The 22525-nt window shown below is 55.7% G+C and carries 24 protein-coding genes and 1 riboswitch (1 of these 25 only partly in view); of the genes, 15 read left to right on the top strand and 9 right to left on the bottom strand.

From position 1 onward, the window contains the following. Window positions 1-6: 6 nt before the first annotated feature. Window positions 7-1215, top strand: coding sequence for an MFS transporter (locus JD108_RS18280; protein ID WP_198827390.1), 1209 nt, complete (start codon window positions 7-9; stop codon window positions 1213-1215). Between the two features lie 91 nt (window positions 1216-1306). Here the strand turns inward: JD108_RS18280 and JD108_RS18275 are convergent, their stop codons facing one another. From JD108_RS18275 to JD108_RS18245, 7 genes are all read right to left on the bottom strand, one after another. Further along, complete coding sequence (locus JD108_RS18275; RefSeq protein ID WP_198827389.1) at window positions 1307-2158, bottom strand: NAD(P)-dependent oxidoreductase; 852 nt, start codon at window positions 2156-2158, stop codon at window positions 1307-1309. Then, window positions 2155-3009, bottom strand: a complete 855-nt coding sequence (locus JD108_RS18270; protein WP_198827388.1) for an NAD(P)-binding domain-containing protein — start codon at window positions 3007-3009, stop codon at window positions 2155-2157. The genes JD108_RS18275 and JD108_RS18270 overlap by 4 nt, the downstream gene beginning before the upstream one ends. Before the next feature lie 110 nt (window positions 3010-3119). Then, a complete protein-coding gene (locus JD108_RS18265; RefSeq protein ID WP_198827387.1) occupies window positions 3120-4817 on the bottom strand; it encodes a YcdB/YcdC domain-containing protein in 1698 nt (565 codons plus the stop codon). Next, on the bottom strand, window positions 4798-5334 hold the full coding sequence (locus JD108_RS18260; RefSeq protein WP_198827386.1) for an RNA polymerase sigma factor: 537 nt from the start codon (window positions 5332-5334) through the stop codon (window positions 4798-4800). The genes JD108_RS18265 and JD108_RS18260 overlap by 20 nt, the downstream gene beginning before the upstream one ends. A gap of 191 nt (window positions 5335-5525) precedes the next feature. Then, on the bottom strand, window positions 5526-6209 hold the full coding sequence (locus tag JD108_RS18255; RefSeq protein WP_198827385.1) for a zinc metallopeptidase: 684 nt from the start codon (window positions 6207-6209) through the stop codon (window positions 5526-5528). 271 nt (window positions 6210-6480) lie between these two features. Continuing rightward, window positions 6481-6621, bottom strand: a complete 141-nt coding sequence (locus tag JD108_RS18250; protein ID WP_198827384.1) for a hypothetical protein — start codon at window positions 6619-6621, stop codon at window positions 6481-6483. An 88-nt stretch (window positions 6622-6709) separates the two neighbouring features. Continuing rightward, window positions 6710-7996 carry a glutamate-1-semialdehyde 2,1-aminomutase gene (locus JD108_RS18245; protein WP_198827383.1) on the bottom strand — a complete coding sequence of 429 codons (1287 nt, stop codon included), beginning with the start codon at window positions 7994-7996 and terminating at the stop codon, window positions 6710-6712. Between the two features lie 226 nt (window positions 7997-8222). Between JD108_RS18245 and JD108_RS18240 the strand changes: the two genes are divergently transcribed. The 6 genes from JD108_RS18240 to proS all read left to right on the top strand — a co-directional run bounded on the left by JD108_RS18240 (window position 8223) and on the right by proS (window position 14069). Beyond that, window positions 8223-9233 carry an ABC transporter ATP-binding protein gene (locus JD108_RS18240; RefSeq protein WP_198827382.1) on the top strand — a complete coding sequence of 337 codons (1011 nt, stop codon included), beginning with the start codon at window positions 8223-8225 and terminating at the stop codon, window positions 9231-9233. After that, entirely contained in the window at window positions 9226-10020 is a 795-nt protein-coding gene (locus JD108_RS18235; RefSeq protein WP_198827381.1) for an ABC transporter permease, read from the top strand. The genes JD108_RS18240 and JD108_RS18235 overlap by 8 nt, the downstream gene beginning before the upstream one ends. A 4-nt stretch (window positions 10021-10024) precedes the next feature. Continuing rightward, complete coding sequence (locus tag JD108_RS18230) at window positions 10025-10822, top strand: ABC transporter permease (RefSeq protein ID WP_198827380.1); 798 nt, start codon at window positions 10025-10027, stop codon at window positions 10820-10822. 48 nt (window positions 10823-10870) lie between these two features. Beyond that, the gene (locus JD108_RS22620) at window positions 10871-10999 is read left to right on the top strand and encodes a hypothetical protein (RefSeq protein ID WP_267459281.1); all 129 of its coding nucleotides are present in this window, start codon (window positions 10871-10873) and stop codon (window positions 10997-10999) included. Window positions 11000-11090: 91 nt separating this feature from the next. Further along, window positions 11091-11252: riboswitch (FMN riboswitch) on the top strand. A gap of 378 nt (window positions 11253-11630) precedes the next feature. Then, window positions 11631-12236, top strand: a complete 606-nt coding sequence (locus JD108_RS18225; protein ID WP_198827379.1) for an ECF transporter S component — start codon at window positions 11631-11633, stop codon at window positions 12234-12236. A 366-nt stretch (window positions 12237-12602) separates the two neighbouring features. Continuing rightward, window positions 12603-14069, top strand: a complete 1467-nt coding sequence (gene proS / locus JD108_RS18220) for a proline--tRNA ligase (protein ID WP_198827378.1) — start codon at window positions 12603-12605, stop codon at window positions 14067-14069. A gap of 166 nt (window positions 14070-14235) precedes the next feature. Here the strand turns inward: proS and JD108_RS18215 are convergent, their stop codons facing one another. Continuing rightward, complete coding sequence (locus JD108_RS18215; RefSeq protein ID WP_198830176.1) at window positions 14236-14856, bottom strand: winged helix-turn-helix domain-containing protein; 621 nt, start codon at window positions 14854-14856, stop codon at window positions 14236-14238. A gap of 179 nt (window positions 14857-15035) precedes the next feature. On the opposite strand from JD108_RS18215, the gene bcp reads away from it, so the two are divergent. The 5 genes from bcp to JD108_RS18190 all read left to right on the top strand — a co-directional run bounded on the left by bcp (window position 15036) and on the right by JD108_RS18190 (window position 18632). Further along, window positions 15036-15506, top strand: a complete 471-nt coding sequence (gene bcp, locus JD108_RS18210) for a thioredoxin-dependent thiol peroxidase (protein ID WP_198827377.1) — start codon at window positions 15036-15038, stop codon at window positions 15504-15506. A gap of 45 nt (window positions 15507-15551) precedes the next feature. Next, window positions 15552-16601, top strand: coding sequence for a M42 family metallopeptidase (locus JD108_RS18205; RefSeq protein WP_198827376.1), 1050 nt, complete (start codon window positions 15552-15554; stop codon window positions 16599-16601). Between the two features lie 12 nt (window positions 16602-16613). Next, the gene (locus JD108_RS18200) at window positions 16614-17375 is read left to right on the top strand and encodes a class I SAM-dependent methyltransferase (protein WP_198827375.1); all 762 of its coding nucleotides are present in this window, start codon (window positions 16614-16616) and stop codon (window positions 17373-17375) included. Between the two features lie 60 nt (window positions 17376-17435). Further along, a complete protein-coding gene (locus tag JD108_RS18195) occupies window positions 17436-17984 on the top strand; it encodes a cob(I)yrinic acid a,c-diamide adenosyltransferase (protein ID WP_198827374.1) in 549 nt (182 codons plus the stop codon). A gap of 126 nt (window positions 17985-18110) precedes the next feature. Beyond that, window positions 18111-18632, top strand: a complete 522-nt coding sequence (locus JD108_RS18190; RefSeq protein ID WP_198827373.1) for a GNAT family N-acetyltransferase — start codon at window positions 18111-18113, stop codon at window positions 18630-18632. Here JD108_RS18190 and JD108_RS18185 read toward each other — a convergent pair. Further along, entirely contained in the window at window positions 18629-19534 is a 906-nt protein-coding gene (locus JD108_RS18185; RefSeq protein ID WP_198830175.1) for a complex I NDUFA9 subunit family protein, read from the bottom strand. The genes JD108_RS18190 and JD108_RS18185 overlap by 4 nt on opposite strands. Before the next feature lie 132 nt (window positions 19535-19666). On the opposite strand from JD108_RS18185, the gene nth reads away from it, so the two are divergent. The 3 genes from nth to JD108_RS18170 all read left to right on the top strand — a co-directional run. Then, window positions 19667-20452: an endonuclease III gene (gene nth / locus JD108_RS18180; RefSeq protein WP_228728196.1), complete on the top strand. Its 786-nt coding sequence runs from the start codon at window positions 19667-19669 to the stop codon at window positions 20450-20452. Window positions 20453-20726: 274 nt separating this feature from the next. Then, window positions 20727-21161, top strand: coding sequence for a peroxide-responsive transcriptional repressor PerR (gene perR / locus JD108_RS18175; RefSeq protein ID WP_198827372.1), 435 nt, complete (start codon window positions 20727-20729; stop codon window positions 21159-21161). Between the two features lie 278 nt (window positions 21162-21439). Further along, on the top strand, window positions 21440-22525 hold the 5' portion of the coding sequence (locus JD108_RS18170; protein WP_198827371.1) for a glycosyl hydrolase family 18 protein. It continues 654 nt past the right edge of the window; only the first 1086 of its 1740 coding nucleotides appear in the window; it begins with the start codon at window positions 21440-21442; the stop codon falls past the right edge of the window.

The following is a 22525-nucleotide window of genomic DNA, read 5'->3' as shown; positions in this document are numbered from 1 at the left end:
TGCCGGATGGAAGCGTGGCGACGCAACCTGTATGTATTGTGCGGAGCGCTGTTTCTCGTGATGATGGCGATGAGCATGATCATGCCGTTCCTGCCTTTGTATATTCAACGCGATTTTGGCGTAGAAGATCCGCATCAAGTGACGGCCTGGGCCGGAGTGATCTTCGGAGCCAACTTCTTGACGGCCGGACTGGTTTCCCCGATCTGGGGCAATCTGGCCGACAAGTACGGGCGCAAGATCATGATATTGCGCTCCGGCTATTTCATGTCCGTCATCATCGCCGCGACAGGCTTTGCCAGCTCGCTCTGGATGCTTCTAGGCCTGCGGCTGCTCAACGGGATGGTCGGGGGGATTATTCCCGCCAGTACCGCCCTGGTCGCCTCATCCGCGCCCAAGGAGCAGATCGGGTGGGCGCAGGGGCTGCTGCAATCCTTTATTACCGCCGGCTCTATCATGGGGCCGCTGTTTGGGGGGCTGCTGGAGCCGCGCATCGGATTTCGGATGATCTTTGTCGTCACGGGCTCGTTGATTTTGCTCGCTACCTTGATCATCACTTTTACGGTCAAAGAGACGTTTGTGCCGCCTCCCGCCAAGGAGCGGACCAGTCTGCGGGAGGATTTCCGCATGATTTTCTCCTCCAAGGAGCTGCCCGTGCTCTTTTTCGTCACGGTGATGATCCAGTTTGCCCTCTTCAGCATTATTCCGATCCTGCCAATCTACATCGGCATCCTCTTGGGCAGCGCGGGAAATGTCGCGCTCTGGGCAGGGATCGTCCAGGCCGCGATGGGTACGGCCAATGTGCTGGCAGCCCCTCATCTGGGCCGTTTTGGGGATCGATTCGGCTCGCAGAAGGTGCTGCTCGGCTGTCTGGTGCTTGCGGGCATCCTGTTCATCCCGCAGGGGCTGGTCTCCGCGGTGTGGCAGCTGGTCTTGCTCCGTTTTCTTTTGGGCTTGTCGCTGGGGGGATTGCTGCCCTCGGTAAACGCGCTGCTGCGGAGAGCCACGCCGCAGCACATGGTCAGCCGGGTCTACGGCTACAACAACAGCTTCGTCAGCATCGGCAGCATGCTGGGGCCGATGATCGGCGGCTTTATGGCCGGGTACCTGAGCATCAACGGCGTCTTCTTCATGACCAGCGCGTTTTTGCTGATCAATGCCGGCTGGGTGTATTTCAGCTATTTTCGGAAAAAAGAAGTCTTGCAGGAGGGCAGCTGATCCGGCAAGCGTGCTTGTACATAGCATCGTCCGGGAAAACAAACAGGCTTCGCCGCGAACTGGGCCGGAGAAGCCTGTTTGTTTGGATTTCCTACTTCTGATCAAAATAGCGGAGAATCGCCATCAGGTCCAGCTCGCCCAAGCCGTTCTCCAGTGCGGCGCGATAGCTGGCTGCGGCGGATTCCGCCAGCGGCGTGGAGACGCCTGCCTCCCGGGCGAGGCGCAGATCCTTGGCCATATGCTTCAGGGCAAAGGCAGCCGGGTAGTCATCCACCAAAATGGAGGCAGCCTTGCCCCGAATCAGCGGCGTGCCAACCGCACTCTCAGAGATAATCGTCAGCATCTGCTCGGGAGGGATGCCCATCCCACGTGCGAACAGCAGCGTTTCGGCTACACCCTGGACCGTAATTGCGAGCAGCAGATTGATGGCCAGCTTGGCGGAGGTTCCGGCACCGTTTTCACCGAGATGCAGCGCAATTTTGCCCAGCTTGTCCAAGAGCGGCTTGGCCTGCTCAAAGTCTTCGGCCGCCCCGCCGACCATAATCACCAGTTGTCCGGCTTTAGCCGGCCCGACGCTGCCGGAGACAGGCGCATCGAGAAAACGGAGACCGGCTTCGCGGGACTTTTCCGCGAGGTAGCGGGAGGTCTCCGGGGAGACAGTGCTCATATCCACGGCCAGCTTGCCGCGGACAGCCGCCGTGAGCAATCCTCTCGGGCCCGTGTAGATGGCTTTGACCGCCTCATCATCGCTTACCATCGTAAAGATCACGTCGCTTTCGGCGACCAGATCGTCCATGCTCTCCGCAAAAGAAGCCCCCAGGCGAAGCAGCGGCTCCGCTTTTTCCGGCGTGCGGTTCCATACCCGCACGTCATACCCGGCAGCGAGCAGATTGCTTGCCATCGGGATGCCCATGTTTCCAAGTCCGATCCATCCGATTTTCACTGTGATTCCCCCTTCTGGGTAGGTGTTTTGCTGGTGTGGCTGTCGTTTTGACGCCGTACCAGTTGTTTGAGCAGCGTGTGTTTTTCCGTTGTCATGTGCAGTAGGTCGTCAAAGGCGCGAGGGAGCGTCCTTCCCAGTACACTTAGCCCTTCCTGCGTAATTCCGCCTTTGGTCGCGACGCGCTCGATCAACTGGTCGAATCCCAGCCCCTGTCGCTCCAATAGCAGTGAGGTGCCGATCATGGTCTCTACCAACATTCGCCGGGCACTGTCCAACTCCAGCTCTGGCGTATGACGTACGGCAGCTTGGGCAAACTCCTCCAGGATACCCGCAATCAATCCTGGGGCACTGCTGGTCAAGATGGTCGCTGTTTCGATGGCCGCTTCCGTGATCTCCTCCACAGTCCCGAGAGCTTCCAGCAATTGCAGCAGCGCAGCTCGTTCTGAGGGAGTCACCTTTGCGTTGTTCATGTAAAGAGAGACGCCGCGATTCTCCTCCGAGGTGACGGTCGGGATCACTTTGCTGACCGGTCCGCTATGTACGCTCTCCAGGTCGGCCAGGCTTACCCCGGCAGCAACAGAAACAAGATGGAGGTGAGGCGGGAGAGATAGCTCACGCAGCAGAGGGAGCATATCCAACGGCTTGGTGCAGAGAAAGAGTATATCCGCTTTTTGACAAACGGTCTGGGCACACTCCGCCACCTGAAAAGGATACAGCTGCCGGAGCGCTGTCGCCTTTTCTGCGGTGCGGTTGTATACGATGAGGTCCCGCGGGGAGATCATGCCGCTTTTGCACAGCCCTTTGACCAACATTTGCCCCATGTTTCCCAGTCCGATAATTCCGATATTCATAGTAGAGATACCCTCCTCTCTTTTCACTATAACAAAAGAGATGGAAAAAGGTACAGCCCCCGAAAGGGCGTGTACCTTCGTGCGATGGAGAGGCGGCAAATGGCGATCGGTCAATTTTGAATAGATATGGTTTTCCCAGTCGTCGCATCGATCAAGGAGCGCTCCTGACTTCCGTTCAGCTCTGAGGTGTACATCAAGACAGGGGCATTCGAACCTGAGCCGCTGCCTCTTTCCACGAGATAGGCAAGCTGATAGGAATGGCGCTTCAGGTACTCAGCTGCGGCTGCCTCGGGTGATACCACCTGTTTTTTACTCGGCAGGTTGGTTGCGGAGAGCGCCTTTGCCGGAACATGGAATTTTTGGAAACCGAGAAATGCGCCCGTGGAAGAATCGATATTTATGCGATAGGCGATGTCCTGATCCGGCGACAGGACCACCGGAATGCCCTCATGGCTGGCCATGAAAAAGAACGAGTACATCCCTTCATTTCCTGAATGACTGAAGTGGGCGATCTGTACTTCTCGTACAAATGGGTCTGCATACTGTTGCAAATAGCGGATCGCTTCCGCAGCAGCCTTCTGCTCCGGAAGATTTCCTCTGATTGATGGGGGGCCTTTCAGGATTTCCACCAGTTCGCCTGTGGTCGGCTCCACTAACACACTTACGGATTCATCATGTGCCCATACATACCGAATGTAGGACTTGGTGTCTCCTCGTTTTTCCTTCTTCTCTTTTAGGTCCTCACTTGAAATCTGGAGGTGAAAGGCTTGATTTAAAAGGATAGCCGCCTCTTTTTTGGAGGGGACGGCAACCATTTGTTCTGCCGCTCTCACCGGAATCGGTGTGACTCCCTGACTGCTGTCGCGATCGTAATTGGAGGTGTACCTGATTTTCCCTGAGTCGGCGTAAAAGCTGACGCTTCCGGAAAATCTCACCGCTGGCGTATATTCGAGAATGGGTCCCGTTTGAGCAACCTCGCCGGTAAAGGGGTTTCTCACCACGATATTTTCAACATAACGCAGCCGCATATGGGATGAGATGGACTTTTTTAATGCTTCCACCGATATCGCGTCGGCAGGGTCTGCGGCTTTTGCCAGATCGACCTCCATATCTCGACCGGATGTTGAATAACCGATCACTTTGCCAGTTGAATCAACCTGGATGGAGATTTGGCTGCCCAAGAGTGGAATGCCGTTGATGAAGCGTTGGAAGACCACGGCATGAGAATTCGAGATGATTTTGTACGAGCGGCTGTCCGCACCCAGCATCCCATAGAGAAATGAAGTGGCTTTCGTTTTTGCCAGAGTGGTGGAGGGGTCCATGGGACTGAGCTGGGGAGCCCGCTGGTGGAACTGATACCAGAGCAATTCTCCCGTTTGGGGATGTATGCTGATATGGGCTTGCTGATCTTCAGCCTTATACAAGCGAAGGTCGTAGACAGTATCCAAGCTCTCACTCTGAACGGTCAAGCCTTTGAGTTCAGGCACTTCACGATACAGCTTCGCCAAGGTATGATGGGCCAAATCCCCTATGTCGCGTGTAGTCATCCGCACAACTTCGGGAAAAGGGATGTGTTCATCCTCACTTCCATGAACGATCAAAAAGAAGGGAATCAGCAGGCTGAGGCAGACAAAGGCGCTTTTCGCCATCCAGAGCAGGCCCGTTTGCCGCTTTCGCCGGTAGGGCAGGGAGTTCTCATGCTTGCGTAATGCCTCCCTTATGTTTTGTTGGGCTTGTTGCCCCAGTCGGTAGCGGGGGGCTTGCTTTAACAGGTTCATGAGCTCATCGTCATTTGACAGAGGACGCAAGGATATCCCCTCCTTTCTCCGGTTGCGTCATCAATTTGCGCAACTCTTTTAATCCTCGATGCAAAGTAACATGGACCTTCGATTCGCTCCAATCGAGGATCTCCGCCGTCTCCGCAACGGAGAACCCTTGAATCCCGCGCAACAGGATGACTTCCCGATGGGTTTGTTTGAGCTGGCGAATCGCTCCGTACAAGAAGTGAAACTCTTCGTTACGCTCCGCAATCTCATCCGGCCCCTTTTCTTCGCTGCGAAAAAAAGGAAGGAAGGATGACAATACGGATCTTCTCCATTTCTCCTTCCTGACATGATCAATAGCCAAATTTCTGGCGATGGAGAACAGCCAGGTTTTGCGTGCAGCTCTCCCCCGAAACTGATGCTTGTTGAGCATGGCTTTCATAAATACTTCTTGTACGAGATCCTCTACATCGTGATGTCCGGTAAAATAGACCAGGAAGTTATACAGATCGTGACTATACAAGGTAAACCAAGCCTCAACATCGTGTTGAGTCTCCTCCAAAGTGACCCCCTCCTATGTTCGTTATGTATTAGACGAATCACTCCTATTTTCCTTACATGAATATTCCCTAACAAAAAGACAGGGCATCATGCCGCTGAACGGAAACAAAAAAAAGGTACAGTCCCCGGTTGGGAAACTATACCTCGCCTTCCTTTTTGGTGAAAGACTTTTCGTTTATGACGCGCTGCAGATTAGTCGTCGTTGGAGCTGTTGAAAATCATGACGTATTTGACCAGCTCCAGCACGGAGATCAGGGCTGCGGCCACATAGGTGAGGGCTGCTGCGCCCAGTACCTTGTTTACGCCGCTCTCTTCGTAATTGCGGATAAAGCCCATTTTTACCATCATCGTTTTGGCCCGGCTGCTGGCGTTGAACTCGACCGGCAGGGTGATGAGCTGGAAAGCGACCGCTGCCGAGAAGAAGATAATGCCCAGGAGCAGCAAGTTGGTCATCTGGAAGAAGAAACCGCCCAACAAGAGCAGAGGCGCTACACCGGATGTCAGGTTGACGATCGGGAAAATGCGGTGGCGCGCAACCAGCATCGGATAGGATACCTTGTGCTGCACGGCGTGGCCCACTTCGTGGCACGCGACAGAGATAGCTGCAATCGAATTGCCCATATATACGGGGTCGGACAGACGAACGACACGGGAAATCGGATCGTAGTGGTCTGTCAGCGTACCCGGGATATGCTCCACCGGAACATTGGTCAAGCCGTTGGCGTCCAGCATGCGGCGGGCGGCTTCGGCACCAGTCATGCCGGATGAAGCGGGAACATCAGCGAAGCGGTTAAACGTGCCCTTGACGCGGAATTGCGCCCAGAGGGACAGGCCAAATGCGATGATGATCAGAAAGTCCATCGGGTGAAAAAACATGAGAAACCACTCCTCATTCTTCTCATTTACAAATAATTAGGAACGAAGCATACAACCTATTCTGCCCTACACCTAAGTCTACGATCAAATGCTGCGGCAGTTTCATTTTTTCTCTGATCTTATTGTACAATCACTGACCAACTTTGACAATATTCATGAATGCTTATATGCGAATATAAAAAAGGCTCTCCGGGTGCGGAGGCCGTTTTGAGAGGGCCTTTTTGAAACGAAAATCGCATGCCCCTCGGAGCGGGCACATGCGATAAGCATTCTAACGATCGTGATGTTGGGTTTTATGATGCTCCGTTTTGCGCGGATTTTGAAAGCCGACGACCTCCATCATCTTGGAGCTCATCTTGGGATCCATCGTTTTTTCCGGTGCTTGCGGGTAGGTCTTCTCGCCTTTGGACATCGCAATCCCTCCTGCTGTGGTATCCTGTCGCCGTTAGTATGCGCAGGGGAGAGATTCGCCGGACAGGGAATATCTTCCTCTATCCTGCCTACAGCGCCGCAAACGAGCGGTCTACCGCAGCAATCGTATCCTGGATGTCTTTTTCCGTGTGAGCGGTCGTTACGAACCAGGCTTCGTACTTGGACGGAGCCAGGCAGATGCCCTCGTCCAGCATCAGTTGGAAGAAGCGGGCAAAGCGTTCCCCGTTAGCAGCCTGCGCGGTATCGTAATCGTAGACGGGCTGGTCGGTAAAGTAGACGGCAAGTGCCCCTTTGACGCGGTTCACTTGAATGGAGACACCGTGTTTTTCCGCAGACTGTCGGATTCCGGCTTCCAGCATCGCCCCGAGGCGCTCGAACTCCTCGTAGACGCCGGGCTGTTGCAGCACTTCCAGGCAGGCGATGCCCGCGCGGATCGACGCCGGGTTTCCGGCCATGGTGCCGGCCTGGTAGGCGGGACCGAGCGGAGCCACTTGTTCCATGATCTCGCGGCGGCCGCCGTAAGCGCCGATCGGGAGTCCGCCGCCGATGATTTTGCCCAGTGCCGTCAGGTCCGGTTCGACGCCGAGCAGATTTTGCGCCCCGCCGTAGCAGAAACGGAAGGCCGTGATCACTTCGTCATAGACGACCAGCGCCCCGGCTGCATGGGCGATTTCATTCACGCTTTCGAGGAAGCCGGGCTTTGGCTCGACGATGCCGAAGTTGCCGACGATCGGCTCCACCAGAATGCAGGCCGTCTCCGCTCCCCAGACGCGCATCGCTTCGCGGAAGGCCTCGATGTCATTAAAGGGCACGGTGATCACTTCATTGGCGATGCTCTGCGGGATGCCGGCGCTGTCCGGGATGCCCAGCGTAGACGGGCCGGAGCCGGCCGCGACCAGCACCAAGTCGGAGTGGCCGTGATAGCATCCGGCGAATTTGACCACCTTCACCCGGCCTGTGTAGGCGCGGGCGACGCGGATGCAGGTCATGACTGCCTCGGTACCGGAGTTGTTGAAGCGAATCCGCTCCATCGACGGAATCGCCTCGCGAATCATCGTGGCGAACTTGATCTCCCATGGGGTGGGCGTGCCGTACAATGTGCCGTTTGCCGCCGCTTCCGCGATCGCTTTGGTGACATGCGGATGGGCGTGGCCGGTGATGATCGGGCCGTACGCTGCCAGGTAATCAATGTATCGGTTTCCGTCTACATCCCAGAAGTAAGCGCCTTGGGCGCGTTCCATCGTGACGGGGGCGCCGCCGCCTACCGCTTTGAACGAGCGGGAGGGGCTGTTAACTCCCCCGAGAATCACATCCAGGGCCTGTTCGTGCAGACGGGCTGATTGATCACGTTTCATTTCTTTCCCTCTTTCCTCGCAAAAGTCCATCCCCATCTTATCACACTTGGGCTTGGGGCAAGAGCGCGAAAAAGGAAAATGTCCTGCCGTGGATGTCATCTTCACGAAGGATCGCCGCCGGACAACCCCAAACAATTCCCAGCACATTGATTTTTGCAGATTTCTCCCTGCTCATATACACTATCAATGGTGTCTTATTCAAATGTGCACAAAAGGGCGGTTTTTCATGATACGAGTCAACCATTTGCAAAAAGAATTTCGCATTCATCAAGCCCGTGCAGGTTTGAAGGGTGCGATGCGCGATTTGTTCAGCAGGGAGTACAAGACGGTAAAAGCGGTCGATGATCTCTCCTTTTCCGTAGAAGAGGGGGAAATGTTCGCGCTGATCGGCGAAAACGGAGCGGGCAAGTCGACCACGATCAAGATGCTGACGGGCATTCTCAACCCGAGCGGCGGCGAAATCGTGATCAACGGCCTCGTCCCGCAGAAGCAGCGGGAGGAGTACGTCCGCTCCATCGGCGTGGTGTTCGGACAGCGCTCCCAGCTCTGGTGGGACCTGTCGCCGCTGGAGTCATTCCGGCTGCTCAAGAGCGTCTACAAGGTAGACGAGGCCGAAGGGCAGCGCTGGCTGGACCGGCTGATCGAAGAGCTGGACATCGCCTCTTTTGTCAGCCAGCCCGTGCGCAAGCTGAGCCTCGGACAGCGGATGCGCTGCGAGGTGGCGGCCGCTCTGATTCACAAGCCGCGTCTCTTGTTTCTCGATGAGCCGACGGTTGGCCTGGATGTATTGGTAAAACAGAAGATTCGCGAGTTTTTGCGGAATCTGAATGATACCGAGCATATGACCATTCTGCTAACCACCCACGACGTCAGCGATATCGAAGCCCTCTGCAAACGGGTGCTGGTAATGGACAAAGGCAAGCTGATCTTCGACGGCCTGCTCAGCGACCTGAAGGAAAAATGGGGGAGCGGGACAGAGGTGGCTTTTCAGTTTAAAAAACGAACGACCCAGGACCAGCTTCGGGCAGCCCTCGGGGAACTGCCCTGCGAGATCCTGCAGGATAATGACTTTGCCCTGCGCGTCAGGGTGACCCGCAGCCAGGAGATGCTGCCGTATGTCCTGTCGACCGTCATGTCATCGTTTGAGGTGAGCGATGTGAAGATTCTGGAGGCCAGCACCGAGGATATCGTGCGGAATATCTACTCCACCGACAGCGAGGTAGCCAGCCATGGGTAAGCTGTACCTGGAGCTCATCCGCATCCGTTTTCTCACCATGCTGGCGTACCGGGTCAATTACTACAGCGGGATTATCATTTACGCGATCAACATCGGCGCCTACTACTTCCTCTGGGGCGCGATCTACGGGGGACAGCAGCAGCTCGGCGGACTTTCCGTGGAGCAGATGACGGCGTACGTCGCCGTCGCGTGGATGTCCCGGGCGTTTTATTTCAATAACATCGACATGGAGATGGCGCAGGAGGTGCGGGAGGGGAAAGTGGCGATCGAGATGATCCGCCCCTACAATTACCTCTCCGTCAAAACGGCGCAGGCTTTTGGCGAGGGGATCTTCCGCATGATCTTCTTCGCGCTGCCAGGCATTTTCCTGATCAGCCTGCTGATTCCGTTTCAATTTCCGGGGACGCCTGCAGCCTGGGGGATGTATCTGATCAGTCTGATGTTTGCCTTTGTCATCAATACGCAGATCAATTTGCTCACCGGCCTGTTTACCTTTTTCCTCTTCCGCAATGACGGCATGATGCGCGCCAAGCGGGTGATCGTGGATCTCTTGTCCGGACTGGTGCTGCCGATCAGCTTTTTCCCCGGGTGGGCGCAGACGGCGATGGGCTATCTGCCTTTTCAGGCGATCAACTACTACCCCAGCGTCATATTTACCGGGGCGATCCCGCCTGAGCGGGCCTGGCAGATGATCGGCCTGCAAGCGGTTTGGGTCGCGGTCATTCTGGTGCCGATCCTGGTCTTGTGGCGCAAAGCCCAGCAAAAGCTGGTCGTGCAGGGAGGGTAGAGAGATGCGCGAGTGGAAACATATCCTCGGCATTTTTGCCGATTATCTGGGACAGTATTTCAAAACGAGGCTGGCGTACCGGGCCGATTTCCTCGGCGAACTGGCCTCCAACCTGATCTATGAGCTGATCAATCTGGTGTTTATCGTGGTCGTCTTCCAGCATGTGCCGCTCCTCAATGACTGGTCGCGGGACGAGATTATCTTCATCTACGGATTTTTCCTCATTCCGTACGCGCTCTTTTCGATGTTTTTCGGGTTCTGGGACTTCAACGAGCGCTACATCATCCGCGGGGAGATGGACCGCGTCCTGACCCGGCCGCTCAACAATTTGGCCCAGGTCTGTCTGGAGTCCATCGCCCCCGACCGCATCTTCGGCGTGGTGACCGGGCTGATCATCATGGGCTATGCGGCTATTCGGCTGGAGCTGTCCTTCACCTGGTACGACCCGATCATCTTCCTGGTGCTGGTCGCAAGCGGGGTGCTGATCTACGGCGGCGTCTACACGGCGATCGCGGCGGTCAGCTTTTTCTCCGACTCCCGCACAGGGATCTCGCCGATGATCTGGAATATTCAACAGTACGGCCGCTATCCGGTGGACGTCTACAACAAAGTGATTCGCATCGTATTGACCTATATCTTGCCGTTTGCTTTCGTCGGGGTGTATCCGGCGGCCTACTTCCTTCGCAAGGAAGCCTGGTATGTCTACGCCGCCTTTACGCCCATTGTCGGAATCGTCTTTTTCGCCATTGGGATTTTCGTGTGGAATTGGGGCGTTCGCAAATACAGCGGTGCGGGGTCTTGATCGATCGGATGATGGCCCCTTGACCGCCGGCGGTTGGGGGGCTTTCTCGTGTTTTTTGCCTGGTACTACGAAAAAGTTATCGCTGTTTTCCTGGAGCTGTTGCCCTTGTTCATCATCCTTTCTCCGTACCTGCTTACGGAGGTGTGGACCCGCCTGTCCAGGCGAGGGCATGTCTGACGGGAGGGTACGCATGGAGTGCAATTGGCAAACTTCCCTCATTGTCAAATCCGGGAAAGCCACTTATAATACGTGTGTATAAAAAATAAATACATTCCTTCGGGGCAGGGTGAAATTCCCGACCGGCGGTGATCGCCGTGCGATTGGCACAGCGTAAGCCCGCGAGCCTCCCGGATGCGAGATGTCATCTTGGAGTGCAGGATCTGGTGCAAGTCCAGAGCCGACAGTACAGTCTGGATGGGAGAAGGATGACGACAGTACGTGTATGCAGCGTGCTTGTTTGCTTGTGCGCGGGTCGCGAGATTCAGGGGTTTTTGGCGTTTGCCGGTACCCTCTGGTTTCTTGTACCCGAATGTGCAGGTTTCTTTCGTTGTCTTTGCCTAGCGGTCTACGCCCTGAGGAGATTTATCCTCAGGGCTTTTCTGCTTTCAGAATGGTTGGAATCGCCGAAAAGGAAAGCAGGAAGGATCGAAAAGGCGAGGGCTTGCGATGGCCAATAGGAAAGCCGACGTTTTATTCGGCTGGACATCGCCAGGCTCAGACGAGAAAGAGCACAGGCGCGAGGCATGGAGACGCGTGTGCTGTTGCCATTCCTCAAAGAAGGAAGAACCACATGAGGAGATGGTTGCAGATGAGAGAAACAGCGATTCCAAGATCGCAAGCGACGCAGCGGCTGGTGACGATTCCCATGCTGGCGGCGGTCGCATTCGTGCTGCAGTACCTGGAATTTCAGGTGCCGCTGATGCCGACGTTTTTGAAGCTTGATTTTAGTACGTTGCCGGGTTTGATCGGGGCCTTGATGTACGGACCGATGGCCGGCGTGATCGTGGAAGTGCTGAAAAACGCTCTCCACATGTTGTTTAAAAACACAGACGGCCTATTGATCGGGGAGCTGGCCAATGTCGTGGCCGGCGCCAGCTTTATCGTCGCGGCGGTCTCCCTTCAGCGCTTGGGACAGGGGAAAAAGAATTTCCTCGCCGGCCTCGCTCTGGGCACGCTGCTGATGACAGCGGTCATGGCTGTTGCCAATGCCTATCTGCTGCTGCCCGCTTACGCCGCGCTCTACCAGGTATCGCTGGAGCAGCTGGTGGCTCAGTTCCAGGCGGAGAGTGTCTGGTCTTTGGTCTTGTACGGCATCGTGCCGTTTAATCTGATAAAAGGCGTGCTCCTGTCGCTGGTGGCCTATCCGCTGTACGCCAAGCTGGCTCCGCGGCTGCGCATCCGTTCGGGAAATTGACTTTCGAATATCCTTTTGCTACCATAAGGCTAGAAATTTTGGCTGCGTCTCCCCTATTGGCGAGCGCGCCTGACCATTGATTAAAATCAAAAGCAATGAACGGAATCGCAGGTCCGATCGTGCTGCAGAGAGTCGACCCTTTGGCTGCAAGGTCGATGCACTGATGGCATCTGCTCCCCATCCGGAAGCTGCTGGCGAAGAGCCATGCCGGTGTGCCCGCCGTTAACGGGTCATGAGCGGATCGCGATGTGCATGCATGCACGAGCGGTCAATCAGGGTGGTACCGCGGGTTTCTCCCCCGTCCCTTTGTGGGATGGGGGATTTTTTCATTTTTTCCAAGGAAAAGACCAAAAGGAGTGAGCCTACATGAAAGAGGAAAAATCATTTGTCAAAGAAATTACCCCGCAGGCGGAAGACTTTTCCCGCTGGTACATCGACACAATCAAAAAGGCGGATCTGATGGATTACACGCCTGTGCGCGGCTGCATTGTGTTCAAGCCGGACGGGTACGAGCTGTGGGAGCGCATCCAGGAGGCGATGGACAAGCGGTTCAAGGAAACCGGGCACCGCAATGCCTATTTCCCGATGCTGATCCCGGAATCGTTTTTTCAAAAGGAAAAGGAGCACGTCGAAGGCTTCAATCCGGAGCTGCCGTGGGTGACGGAGGCGGCTGGTGAAAAGCTGGAGGAGCGGCTTGCCCTGCGTCCGACCTCGGAGACGATGATCGGCCATATGTACAGCCAGTGGATCCAGAGCTATCGCGATCTGCCGGTGCTGATCAACCAGTGGGCCAACGTCTTCCGCTGGGAAAAGCGGACGATGCCGTTTCTCCGGACCTCCGAGTTTTTGTGGCAGGAAGGGCACACCGCCCATGCGACGGAGGAGGAGGCCCGCCAGGAGACGATGCAGATGCTGGATGTGTACAGCGAGGTCGTCGAAGGGCTGCTCGCCATTCCCGTCTGGAAGGGACAGAAGACGCCGAGCGAGCGTTTCGCCGGAGCGGTCGATACCTACTCCATCGAAGCGATGATGAAAGACGGCAAAGCCGTGCAGGCAGGCACCTCCCACTACCTCGGGGAAAATTTCGCGAGAGGCTTCGAGATCAAGTACCTGGACCGCGACAACCAATTCAAATACGTACATACCACCTCCTGGGGCACTTCCACCCGCCTGATCGGTGCGATGATCATGGTGCACGGCGATGACCGGGGACTGGCGCTGCCGCCGCGGATCGCACCGACACAGGTCGTGATGATACCGGTCGGCCCGCTCAAGCTCCGGGAAAAGGTGATGGAGGCATTCGATCCGCTCTTTGACCAGCTGAAAGCGGCGGGTGTCCGGGTGCGGGCGGATCTGCGCGAAGAGACCCCCGGCTGGAAGTTTAACGAATGGGAGATGCGCGGCGTCCCGATCCGCCTGGAGATCGGCCCGCGCGATGTCGAAAACGGCCAGGTGATTCTGGCCCGCAGGGATACAGGAGAGAAGATCACCGTCGCCCTTGCGGATGCCGTATCCGCTGTGGGCAAGCTGCTGGAGGAGATTCAGCAGAATATGTACCAGCGCGCCGTCGAGTTCCGGGAGGCCCACTCTCACTACGACATCGACAGCCTGGAGGCTTTGAAGCAGCATACAGAGGAAGCGGAAAAGGAAAACCGTGTCGCCGGGTGGGTGCTCGCCGGCTGGTGCGGCGATGACGGGTGCGAGGCAAAGGTAAAGGAAGAGACCAAGTTCACCTCCCGCAACATTCCATTCCATCCGCCTGTGCAAAAAGAAAGCTGCATCTGCTGTGGCCAGAAGGCAGCGCATACGGTCTGGTTCGGCCGTGCCTATTGATCGACGATCGGCGGGCTGCTCGCCAACGCGCGGGTAGGCCCCGCCCAAGCCGGTCATTGGCTGCGAAGGGCTGGCAAACAGAAAAAAGCCATGTCGAGAGCAGAGGTCTGCAATCGGGATGGCTTTTTCGCGCGGGTCACTTACTCATTTCCGAAGAGGAGCTCTTTCATGCCTCGTTGTCTTCAAAATCCTCGTCAGCGCTGTCGCCTGTTGGTTCGGGGGGCGTCAGCGGGAACAAGACATCAAAGAACTTAAACTTCCGGCGGTCTCCTTCGTTTTTGTGCCCTTTGTACTTTTTCAGAAGTTTGCTAATTTCCTCGACAAACTCGTTTCTTTCATCCTGGTTTAAATAAAATTCAGTCAAATTGTAAGCGAATGTATCCTTGTACTCCTTGCGTACATCGACATCACTGGCTACAAAGCGATTGAGGGTTCGCACCAGGTCTTTTTCCGTCGTGCGAAAAGGGGTGAACATGATATCGCTCAATTGCTGCGCATTTTCTTCGATCATGAGGCGCAGTTTGACCTGAATCACTTTAGCCACAGGCTCGTAGTATTTTTCTACGATCGAGCCCTTTACTCGTGTGTCTACCTGCTGCAGCAAACCGACGCGCACGAGTTCTTTCACATGATAGTGAAGACGGGCGGCGTTTTCTCCCAGTTCGGTTGCAATTTGCTTAGCTGTTCGAGGCTCCAAGTCCTCAAACAATTGCAAAATTTTCACACGTTCAGGTATAGCAAGTGATTTAAGGGCTTCTGGGTCGGTTACATCAAAAAATTCTTTCATCGCCATTCTTCACCATCCAGCTGACTTTCGCAAATTTTATTTTTCTTTATGAACACTATCCCTTAATTCTAGCGTTTTCTTGTCCGAAGCGCAATGCCGGATGAAGATGAAGACAATGTCAGCATGTGGTAAACTTAAAACCAAAGAGGCGCAAGCCATCTTGAAAGGAAGGGATTGGAATGGTCGCAGTAGGACAAGCGGCGCCGGATTTTACGCTGCAGGCGAGCAATCAGCAGGAGATATCGCTCCGGGATTATCGCGGCAAATCTGTTGTGCTTTATTTTTATCCAAAAGATATGACACCGGGATGCACGACGGAAGCGTGCGATTTTCGCGATTTCCACCCCGATTTTGCCAAGCTGGATACGGTTGTGCTGGGGATCAGTCCGGACGATGTGAAATCACATGACAAATTTACGGCAAAGCATGAGCTGCCTTTTCCGCTGCTTGCGGACACCGATCACAAGGTGGCGGAAGCCTACGGCGTCTGGGTGCTGAAAAAGATGTACGGACGGGAGTACATGGGGATTGAGCGAACCACATTCGTCATTGATCCGGAGGGAAAGATCGCCAAAGTGTGGCCCAAGGTGAAGGTAAAAGGGCATGTGCAGGAGGTTCTCGCCTTCATCCGCGAAGAGCTGAAGCCCTAAGCGGAGCGGGAAGAGAATCAATCTGAAGATCGGGAGTGTCGAATCATGAGTCTGTCAACCGCATATATGGTAGAAACCTTTTGTCAACTGGCGAACACGCCAAGCCCTACCGGCAATACATACAAAGTCATGAACTGGATTCAGCAAGAGCTGGAGCGGCTGGGGGTTCCCCATGTCGTGACCCATAAAGGGGCCGTGCTGGCTACCGTGCCGGGGACCGACGACCAAAAGCACCGCCTGCTGACCGCCCATGTGGATACGCTGGGAGCGATGGTGAAGGAGATCAAGGGCAACGGCCGGCTGAAGCTGACCCTGATCGGCGGCTTTACCTTCAATGCCATCGAAGGGGAGCACTGCACGATCGAAACAGACAGCGGCCGCCTGTACACGGGCACGATCCTGTCTACCAAAGCATCGGTTCACGTCTACCGGGAATCGGGGAAAATGGAGCGAAGCGAGAGCAACATGGAGGTCCGCCTCGACGAGAAGGTGAAGACCAAGGAAGACGTGCTCGCTCTTGGGATTCGCGTCGGCGATTTTGTCTCGTTTGACCCCCGCGTCACCGTCACCGAGTCCGGCTTTATCAAATCCCGGCACATCGATGACAAGGCGAGTGTCGCCGTCTTGCTCGGGGTGCTGAAGCACATTCGGGAAACCGGGCTGACGCTTCCTTACACCACTCATTTTCTGATCAGCAACAATGAAGAAATCGGCTACGGCGGCAACTCCAATATCCCGGAGCGGGTAGTCGAGTATCTGGCCGTCGATATGGGAGCGATCGGGGACGGACAGACGACCGATGAGTTCTGCGTGTCGATCTGCGCCAAAGATTCTTCCGGTCCGTACCACTATGGACTGCGCAAGCATTTGGTGCAGCTGGCGGAAGAGCAGGGACTTCACTATCAGGTGGATATTTACCCCTACTACGGCTCCGATGCCAGCGCGGCGCTCAAGTCCGGCCATGACATCGTGCATGGCTTGATCGGGCCGGGCGTAGATGCCTCCCACTCTCATGAGAGAACCCACACGGAAGCGCTGGAGAATACGGGCAAGCTGGTGCTGGCTTACCTCCAGTCGGAAGTCATGCAAGCATAGGAGAGATAGAGAATGGGCGATATGTACCGCTGGGCGGATTACTACGATTTGACACAACGCGGGGTGGCGGGAGACGTCGAATTTTACCTCGACATGGCGCGCCAGGCGGACGGCGAGGTGCTGGATTTGGCATGCGGCACAGGGCGCATCAGCATTCCGATGGCGCAAGCGGGCCTGTCCGTGACCGGTCTCGATTTATCGGCCGAGATGCTGAAGCGGGCGCAGGAAAAAGCCGAGCAGCAGGGAGTGAGCGACCGGCTGAAACTGGTGCAGGGAGACATGCGCTCGTTTGATTTGCAAAAAAGTTTCTCCCTGATCATGATCCCGTTTCGCTCTTTTCTCCATCTCCTGCATATACAGGAACAGATGAAGGCGCTCAGTTGCATCCGCAAGCATCTGGCTCCGGGAGGAAAGCTGGCATTTAATGTATTTGTTCCAAAAATTAGCCATTTGTATGAGGAAAGCGAGAGAATGTCGCTGCGCAGCACCTATCGCCTGGAGACGGGAGAAGAGGTGGCCATGTGGGATTACACACGCTACGACCATTTTCAGCAGCTGTCGGAAGTGACGCGCACCTACGAGCGGATCTCTCCGGAAGGGGTCGTCTTGGAGAAGGTGGTGGGACGATTCACCCTCCGTTACATTTTTCCGGCGGAGCTGCATCATCTGCTCCGACTGAACGGTTTTAAGGTGACGCAGCGCTACGGTTCATTCGCCAAAGCGCCGTTCGACGCTTCCAGCAGCGAATTGATTATTGTGGCTGAACTTATTTAGACAGTGGAGAAAAATCCTGCTGTCGATTTCCGGGGAAATAACAAGAATGGGGGTTCGGGCATGAAAATTTACACCAAGTCAGGCGACAAAGGGGAGACCTCGCTGGTATTCGGCGTACGTGTGCCGAAATTTGCTGATCGTGTCGAGGCGTACGGAACCTGCGATGAAGCCAATTCCAGCATCGGCTTGGCCTTGTCTTTGCTGCCGGAAGGGGAGGAGTGGAAGGAGCTGCGCCAGGTCTTTCACATCATCCAGACCAAGCTGTTCCACATCGGAGCGGAGCTGGCTACGCCTGCGGGCAAACAGGTGGGCTGGCCGATTCAGGAGGAGGACGTCCTCTTCCTGGAGGCGGAGATCGACAAGCTGGACGCGACGCTGCCCCCGCTGGCCAACTTCATTCTGCCGGGAGGACATCCGGCAGCCGCTGCGTTTCATATCGCCCGCACCGTCGTCCGCAGAGCGGAGCGCAAGGCCGTCATGGTGGCGCAGCAGGAGGAAGTGAACGGTGCCGTGGTCAAGTACCTCAATCGATTATCCGACTATCTGTTTGTCGTGGCGAGGCATGTGAACCGCACGACGGGTCATGTGGACCAGAATTTGCACGAGTAGGATACAGATCGGGGTGCCCGGTCGCTCGTCAGCAGGTGGCAGGTTGTTCCGGGTGGAGCAGCTTGCCACCGCTTTTCCCGCCTCTATATCTATGAACCGTCGGACAAGGAGGCGCTGCTGGAGACGTTGAGGGAAAAAGGATACCGCCTGGAGTCGCTGCCGTTTCCAGTGCAGCTGTGGTCGGGCAGACGGGCTGTCGGTACACCAGCGGACGGAATCGAGATCGAAGCGGTGACTGAGGCGAACTTTGAGGAGTGCATGCAGGTCGAATCGATTGCCGAGTTCGGCGGCCGGGAGATCCGGGAAAAGGCTTTCGCCATGGAGTTCGCCCATCCTGATTTTGTTCACTACCTCTTGCGCGTGAAGGGAGAGCCTGCGTCTTCCTTGTGCCTCTTTCGGGCGGGGCAATATGTGCGCGTGGAAAATGTGGCGACTCTCCCTGCCTATCGTGGTCAGGGGCTGATCGGACACTTGCTCCATCACGTGCAGCAGGAATTTGTCCGCATGGGAGGCGAGCAGCTCTGGGTCTGTCCCATCAATGACAGAGTGGAGCGTGTCTACAGCAGTTACGGGTTCGAGACGGTAGGCCAGCTGCCGTTTGTCCATGCCTTTTTGGGCGGAGCGGGCGTGCTGGAGCTTCGCGCTTAGCGGAGGTAGGCCCGTATCCCTTCGTCAAATGGAATTTTTTTACTCCCAAATGTCTGGTACAGCGTCTCCGTATCGCTGCAAGCATTGCCCTCCAGCAGCATGATTAGTTGGGTCCGGGTAATGGGAAAGAAGGCGAATCCCTCCATGGCATGGATGACCGGCCGCATCAAACCGAGCGGGATATGGGCTTTCCGCACTTTTCTTTTGCCCAGCGCTTCCCCGATCGCGTCCAGAATGCCGCCGTAGCTGATCGGCTCCGGTCCTCCCGTCTCAAAAATGTTCCCGACAGCGGCGTCCAGCGTCAGGGCTTTTACAAATACGTCCGCGACGGTATCTCTGGCGACCGGCTGCAGGAGGTACGAGCCGTCTCCAATCACCGGCGTGATCGGCATGCGGACCAGATCCGCCAGCATATTCACGAATTCATCGCCCGGACCGAAGATCACAGAGGGACGGAAGATGACAGCGGGAATGCCGCACTGCCGGACGAGCTGCTCCGCCTCGTACTTGCTCTGGTGATACGCGCTCGTGGCGTTTTGCCGTGCGCCGAGAGCGCTCATATGGACAAAGCGCCCCACCCCCCGGGATTTGGCTGCTTCGAGGACATGTTTCGTCCCTTCTACATGAATGCGGGGAAAGGTGATCCCTTTCTTCTTCTGTTCGCGAATGATCCCCACCAGATGAATGACCGCTTCGCAGCCTTCCATCGCCTGGTAGAGCGAATCCGGATCAAAGAGATCGCCTGTAGCCGCCTCGATGCGGGATGCTGCGCCATGCTGACGGCGCCATTTCTCCTCCGAGCCGGGTCGAACCAGACAGACGGCTTCATGGCCTTCGGCGACGAGCCTCTCCAGGATGCCTTTGCCGACAAATCCGGTGGCTCCCGTCAGGAATACTCTCATCATTATCCCTCCTGGTACCTGCTTCCATTTTGATTGTACATCAGTTCGCTTGGCACGCTCCATTTTCCTGCGGATTTTCCCCGTGGATTGACGAGGAGCGTATAATGAAAGAAAGGAGAGGAGGACAAAGGAATGGCACAGCGTAAAATCCCTGTCGATGAAATATTGGACATCTTGCAGCAGACCTACCCGGATGCGCATTGTGAGCTGAACTACCGGTCGCCTTTTGAATTGTTGATCGCCACGATCTTGTCAGCCCAATGTACGGACAAGCGCGTCAACGAGATTACCGCCCCGCTGTTTGAGCGCCACAATAAACCGGAAGATTACCTCCACCTGTCGCAAGAAGAGATGGAGGAGCATATAAAAGGGCTGGGTTTGTATAAGAATAAAAGCAAGAACATCCTGGAGACCTGCCGCATCCTGTACGAAAAGTACAACGGCGAGGTGCCGCAGACCCATGCCGAACTGGAGGCGCTTCCCGGTGTCGGGCGCAAGACGGCCAACGTCGTCTTGTCCAATGCTTTCGGCGTGCCGGCCATCGCGGTCGATACCCATGTGTTTCGCGTCGCCAACCGTCTGGGATTGGCCAAAAGCGACAATGTGGACGAGGTAGAGCGGCAACTGATGAAGCGCATCCCTAAGGAAAAATGGACGGATGCCCATCATTGGCTGATCTGGCACGGACGGCGTCTCTGCTCGGCCCGCTCGCCGCAGTGCGGAGCCTGTCCGCTTCAAGACTTGTGCCGCTATGCGCAGGCCGAAGCGAAAAAGGCAGCCCGCCAGAAGCCAGCGGAGAAAAAGGGAAAAGCAGCGTCAGCCGGGAAGTCCGGCAAGGCAGGAAAGGGCGAGAAAGCAGCTGCCAAGGAACCAGCGGCCAAGGCACCAGCGGCCAAGGCATCCGCTGCAAAGGCATGATCCAGCAGCGCTGATTGCGAACAACGAAAATAACGGCATCGCATAGAGCATCCCGTACTGTACGGCAAAGCTCGCCGGCCGATGTCCGTCCTGTGTCAGGCGGCTTGGCTCCCCTTTCTTCAGGGATAAAAGGAAAGATGTCAACTTTTTCCGTTGAATGCATATTGACAGCTCTCCCAGATTAGACGTACACTTTATTTAAAGTAATTCTAATCAAAGGGACAGGAACATTTTTGTGCATGATATCGTGCAAAAGACTGTGAGGTGCAGCACTATGTCACAGCGTGTGGAAAAAGCTGTAGAAATCCTGAAAAATACCGGAGTACGGATGACACCTCAGCGCCATGCCATTTTATCCTATCTGTTAGAGACCATGAATCATCCGACAGCAGATGAGATATACAAGGCTCTGGAAGGGAAATTCCCCAATATGAGCGTAGCTACGATTTACAATAACCTGCGCGTCTTTAAAGATGCGGGGCTGGTGCGCGAGCTTACTTATGGGGACGCTTCCAGCCGATTTGACGCCAACGTGGAGGAAGACCACTATCACGCGATCTGCTCGGAATGCGGCTCGATTCGCGACTTCCATTTTCCGTATCTCCGCGATGCCGAAGCATCGGCCGCCGAAAGCATTGGATTTCGTGTAACCGGACACCGGATGGAGGTATACGGGATATGCGAAGACTGCCAAAAGAAGACGCATTGAGTGGTGAAATCAGCGAAGAACACCTTCTGCTTCAACGGACTGTTTGTTGAAGAGAGGGTGTTTTTTGTTGCGGCAGGTCCTGCAAGAGCCGGCAAAAGATGACGACGGATGTAACCTTTTGCCGCCTGCTGCGTCATTCTTGAAGGAACCTTTCGGCGATTTCCATTTTCTCGAAGGTTGTGAAAAGAGTAGGCGAACGGTACCATCGAAGCCATAGACAACGGCTCATCAGATGGGCATTTTGCCGGGAAAAAGAGGAAGAAGAGAGGGGGAGGCAGATGAGTCTGGAATTGGAATTCGAGAGACGGCCGAGACGCAGAATACGACGAAAGCGCAGGGCTCCGCTCTTTCTCCTGATGCTCACGATTCTGGCGGCTGCGGCCGCGTATGCGTATGTAAAATGGATGCCTTCCTTTGAGCAGGTCATGCCGTACGAGGGCAACAAACAGGCAATTGTCTTCGAAGGCGAGCTTTTTGACCGCTCTTACCAGTTGGAAGGCGAGCAGATTTTGCTTCCCTTCGAATTTATCCAGGAACATCTCGATCCGCATATCCACTGGGAGGAACCGGGCCAGCTGGTGATCATCACGACCAAGGACAAGGTTCTCAGGATGCAGAGCGGCGAGCTGACTGCTTATTTGAATAAAAAGCCGGTCGATTTGCAGGTGCCGGTGACGATTAGGGACGGGGATCGCTACATACCGCTCGCTCCGCTGGAAAAGCTGTATCCCTATGCGTTTACGCGCCACGAGGGAAGCGGTGTGCTGCGCGTCGAGAAAAACGGCTATGAGATTCAGCAGGCGCAGGTGAAGCCGGAGAAAGAGCGGGTGCGTCTGCGACAGGAGGCCACTCACCAGTCCCCGTATCTGCTGGAATTGACGGGCGGCGCTGTCGTCGATGTGATGGGAGAGCGGGAGGACTGGTATCGCGTATTGACCGCTGACGGGGTATCCGGTTATCTGCCCAAAAAGGCCATGGAGCCGGGGGAAGCCCGCCAGGTCGTGCTGGAGATGCCGCCCGCATCGCTGCCAGCCCGCTGGAAGCCGGAAGGGAAAAAGATCAATCTCACCTGGGAACATGTCGTCAAACAAAATCCGAACGTGGCGGAGATCGGCAGCATGCCGGGCGTCAATGTCGTTTCCCCCACCTGGTTTGAACTGACGGACGCCGAGGGGACCCTGTCGAACAAGGCGGATGCGGCGTATGTACAATGGGCGCACAGCCGGGGGTACCAGGTATGGGGGCTTGTGACCAACGGTTTCAACCCGGATTGGACGCGCGCGATTTTGTCCAGCTACGACAAACGGGAGAAAGTCATTTCGCAAATTTTGCACTACGCCTACCTCTATGAGCTGGATGGCATC

This window comes from Brevibacillus composti (genome assembly GCF_016406105.1).
GTDB lineage: Bacteria > Bacillota > Bacilli > Brevibacillales > Brevibacillaceae > Brevibacillus > Brevibacillus composti.
Note: the sequence above shows the minus strand (reverse complement) of the source record. Positions and strands in the feature narration are given on the sequence as shown.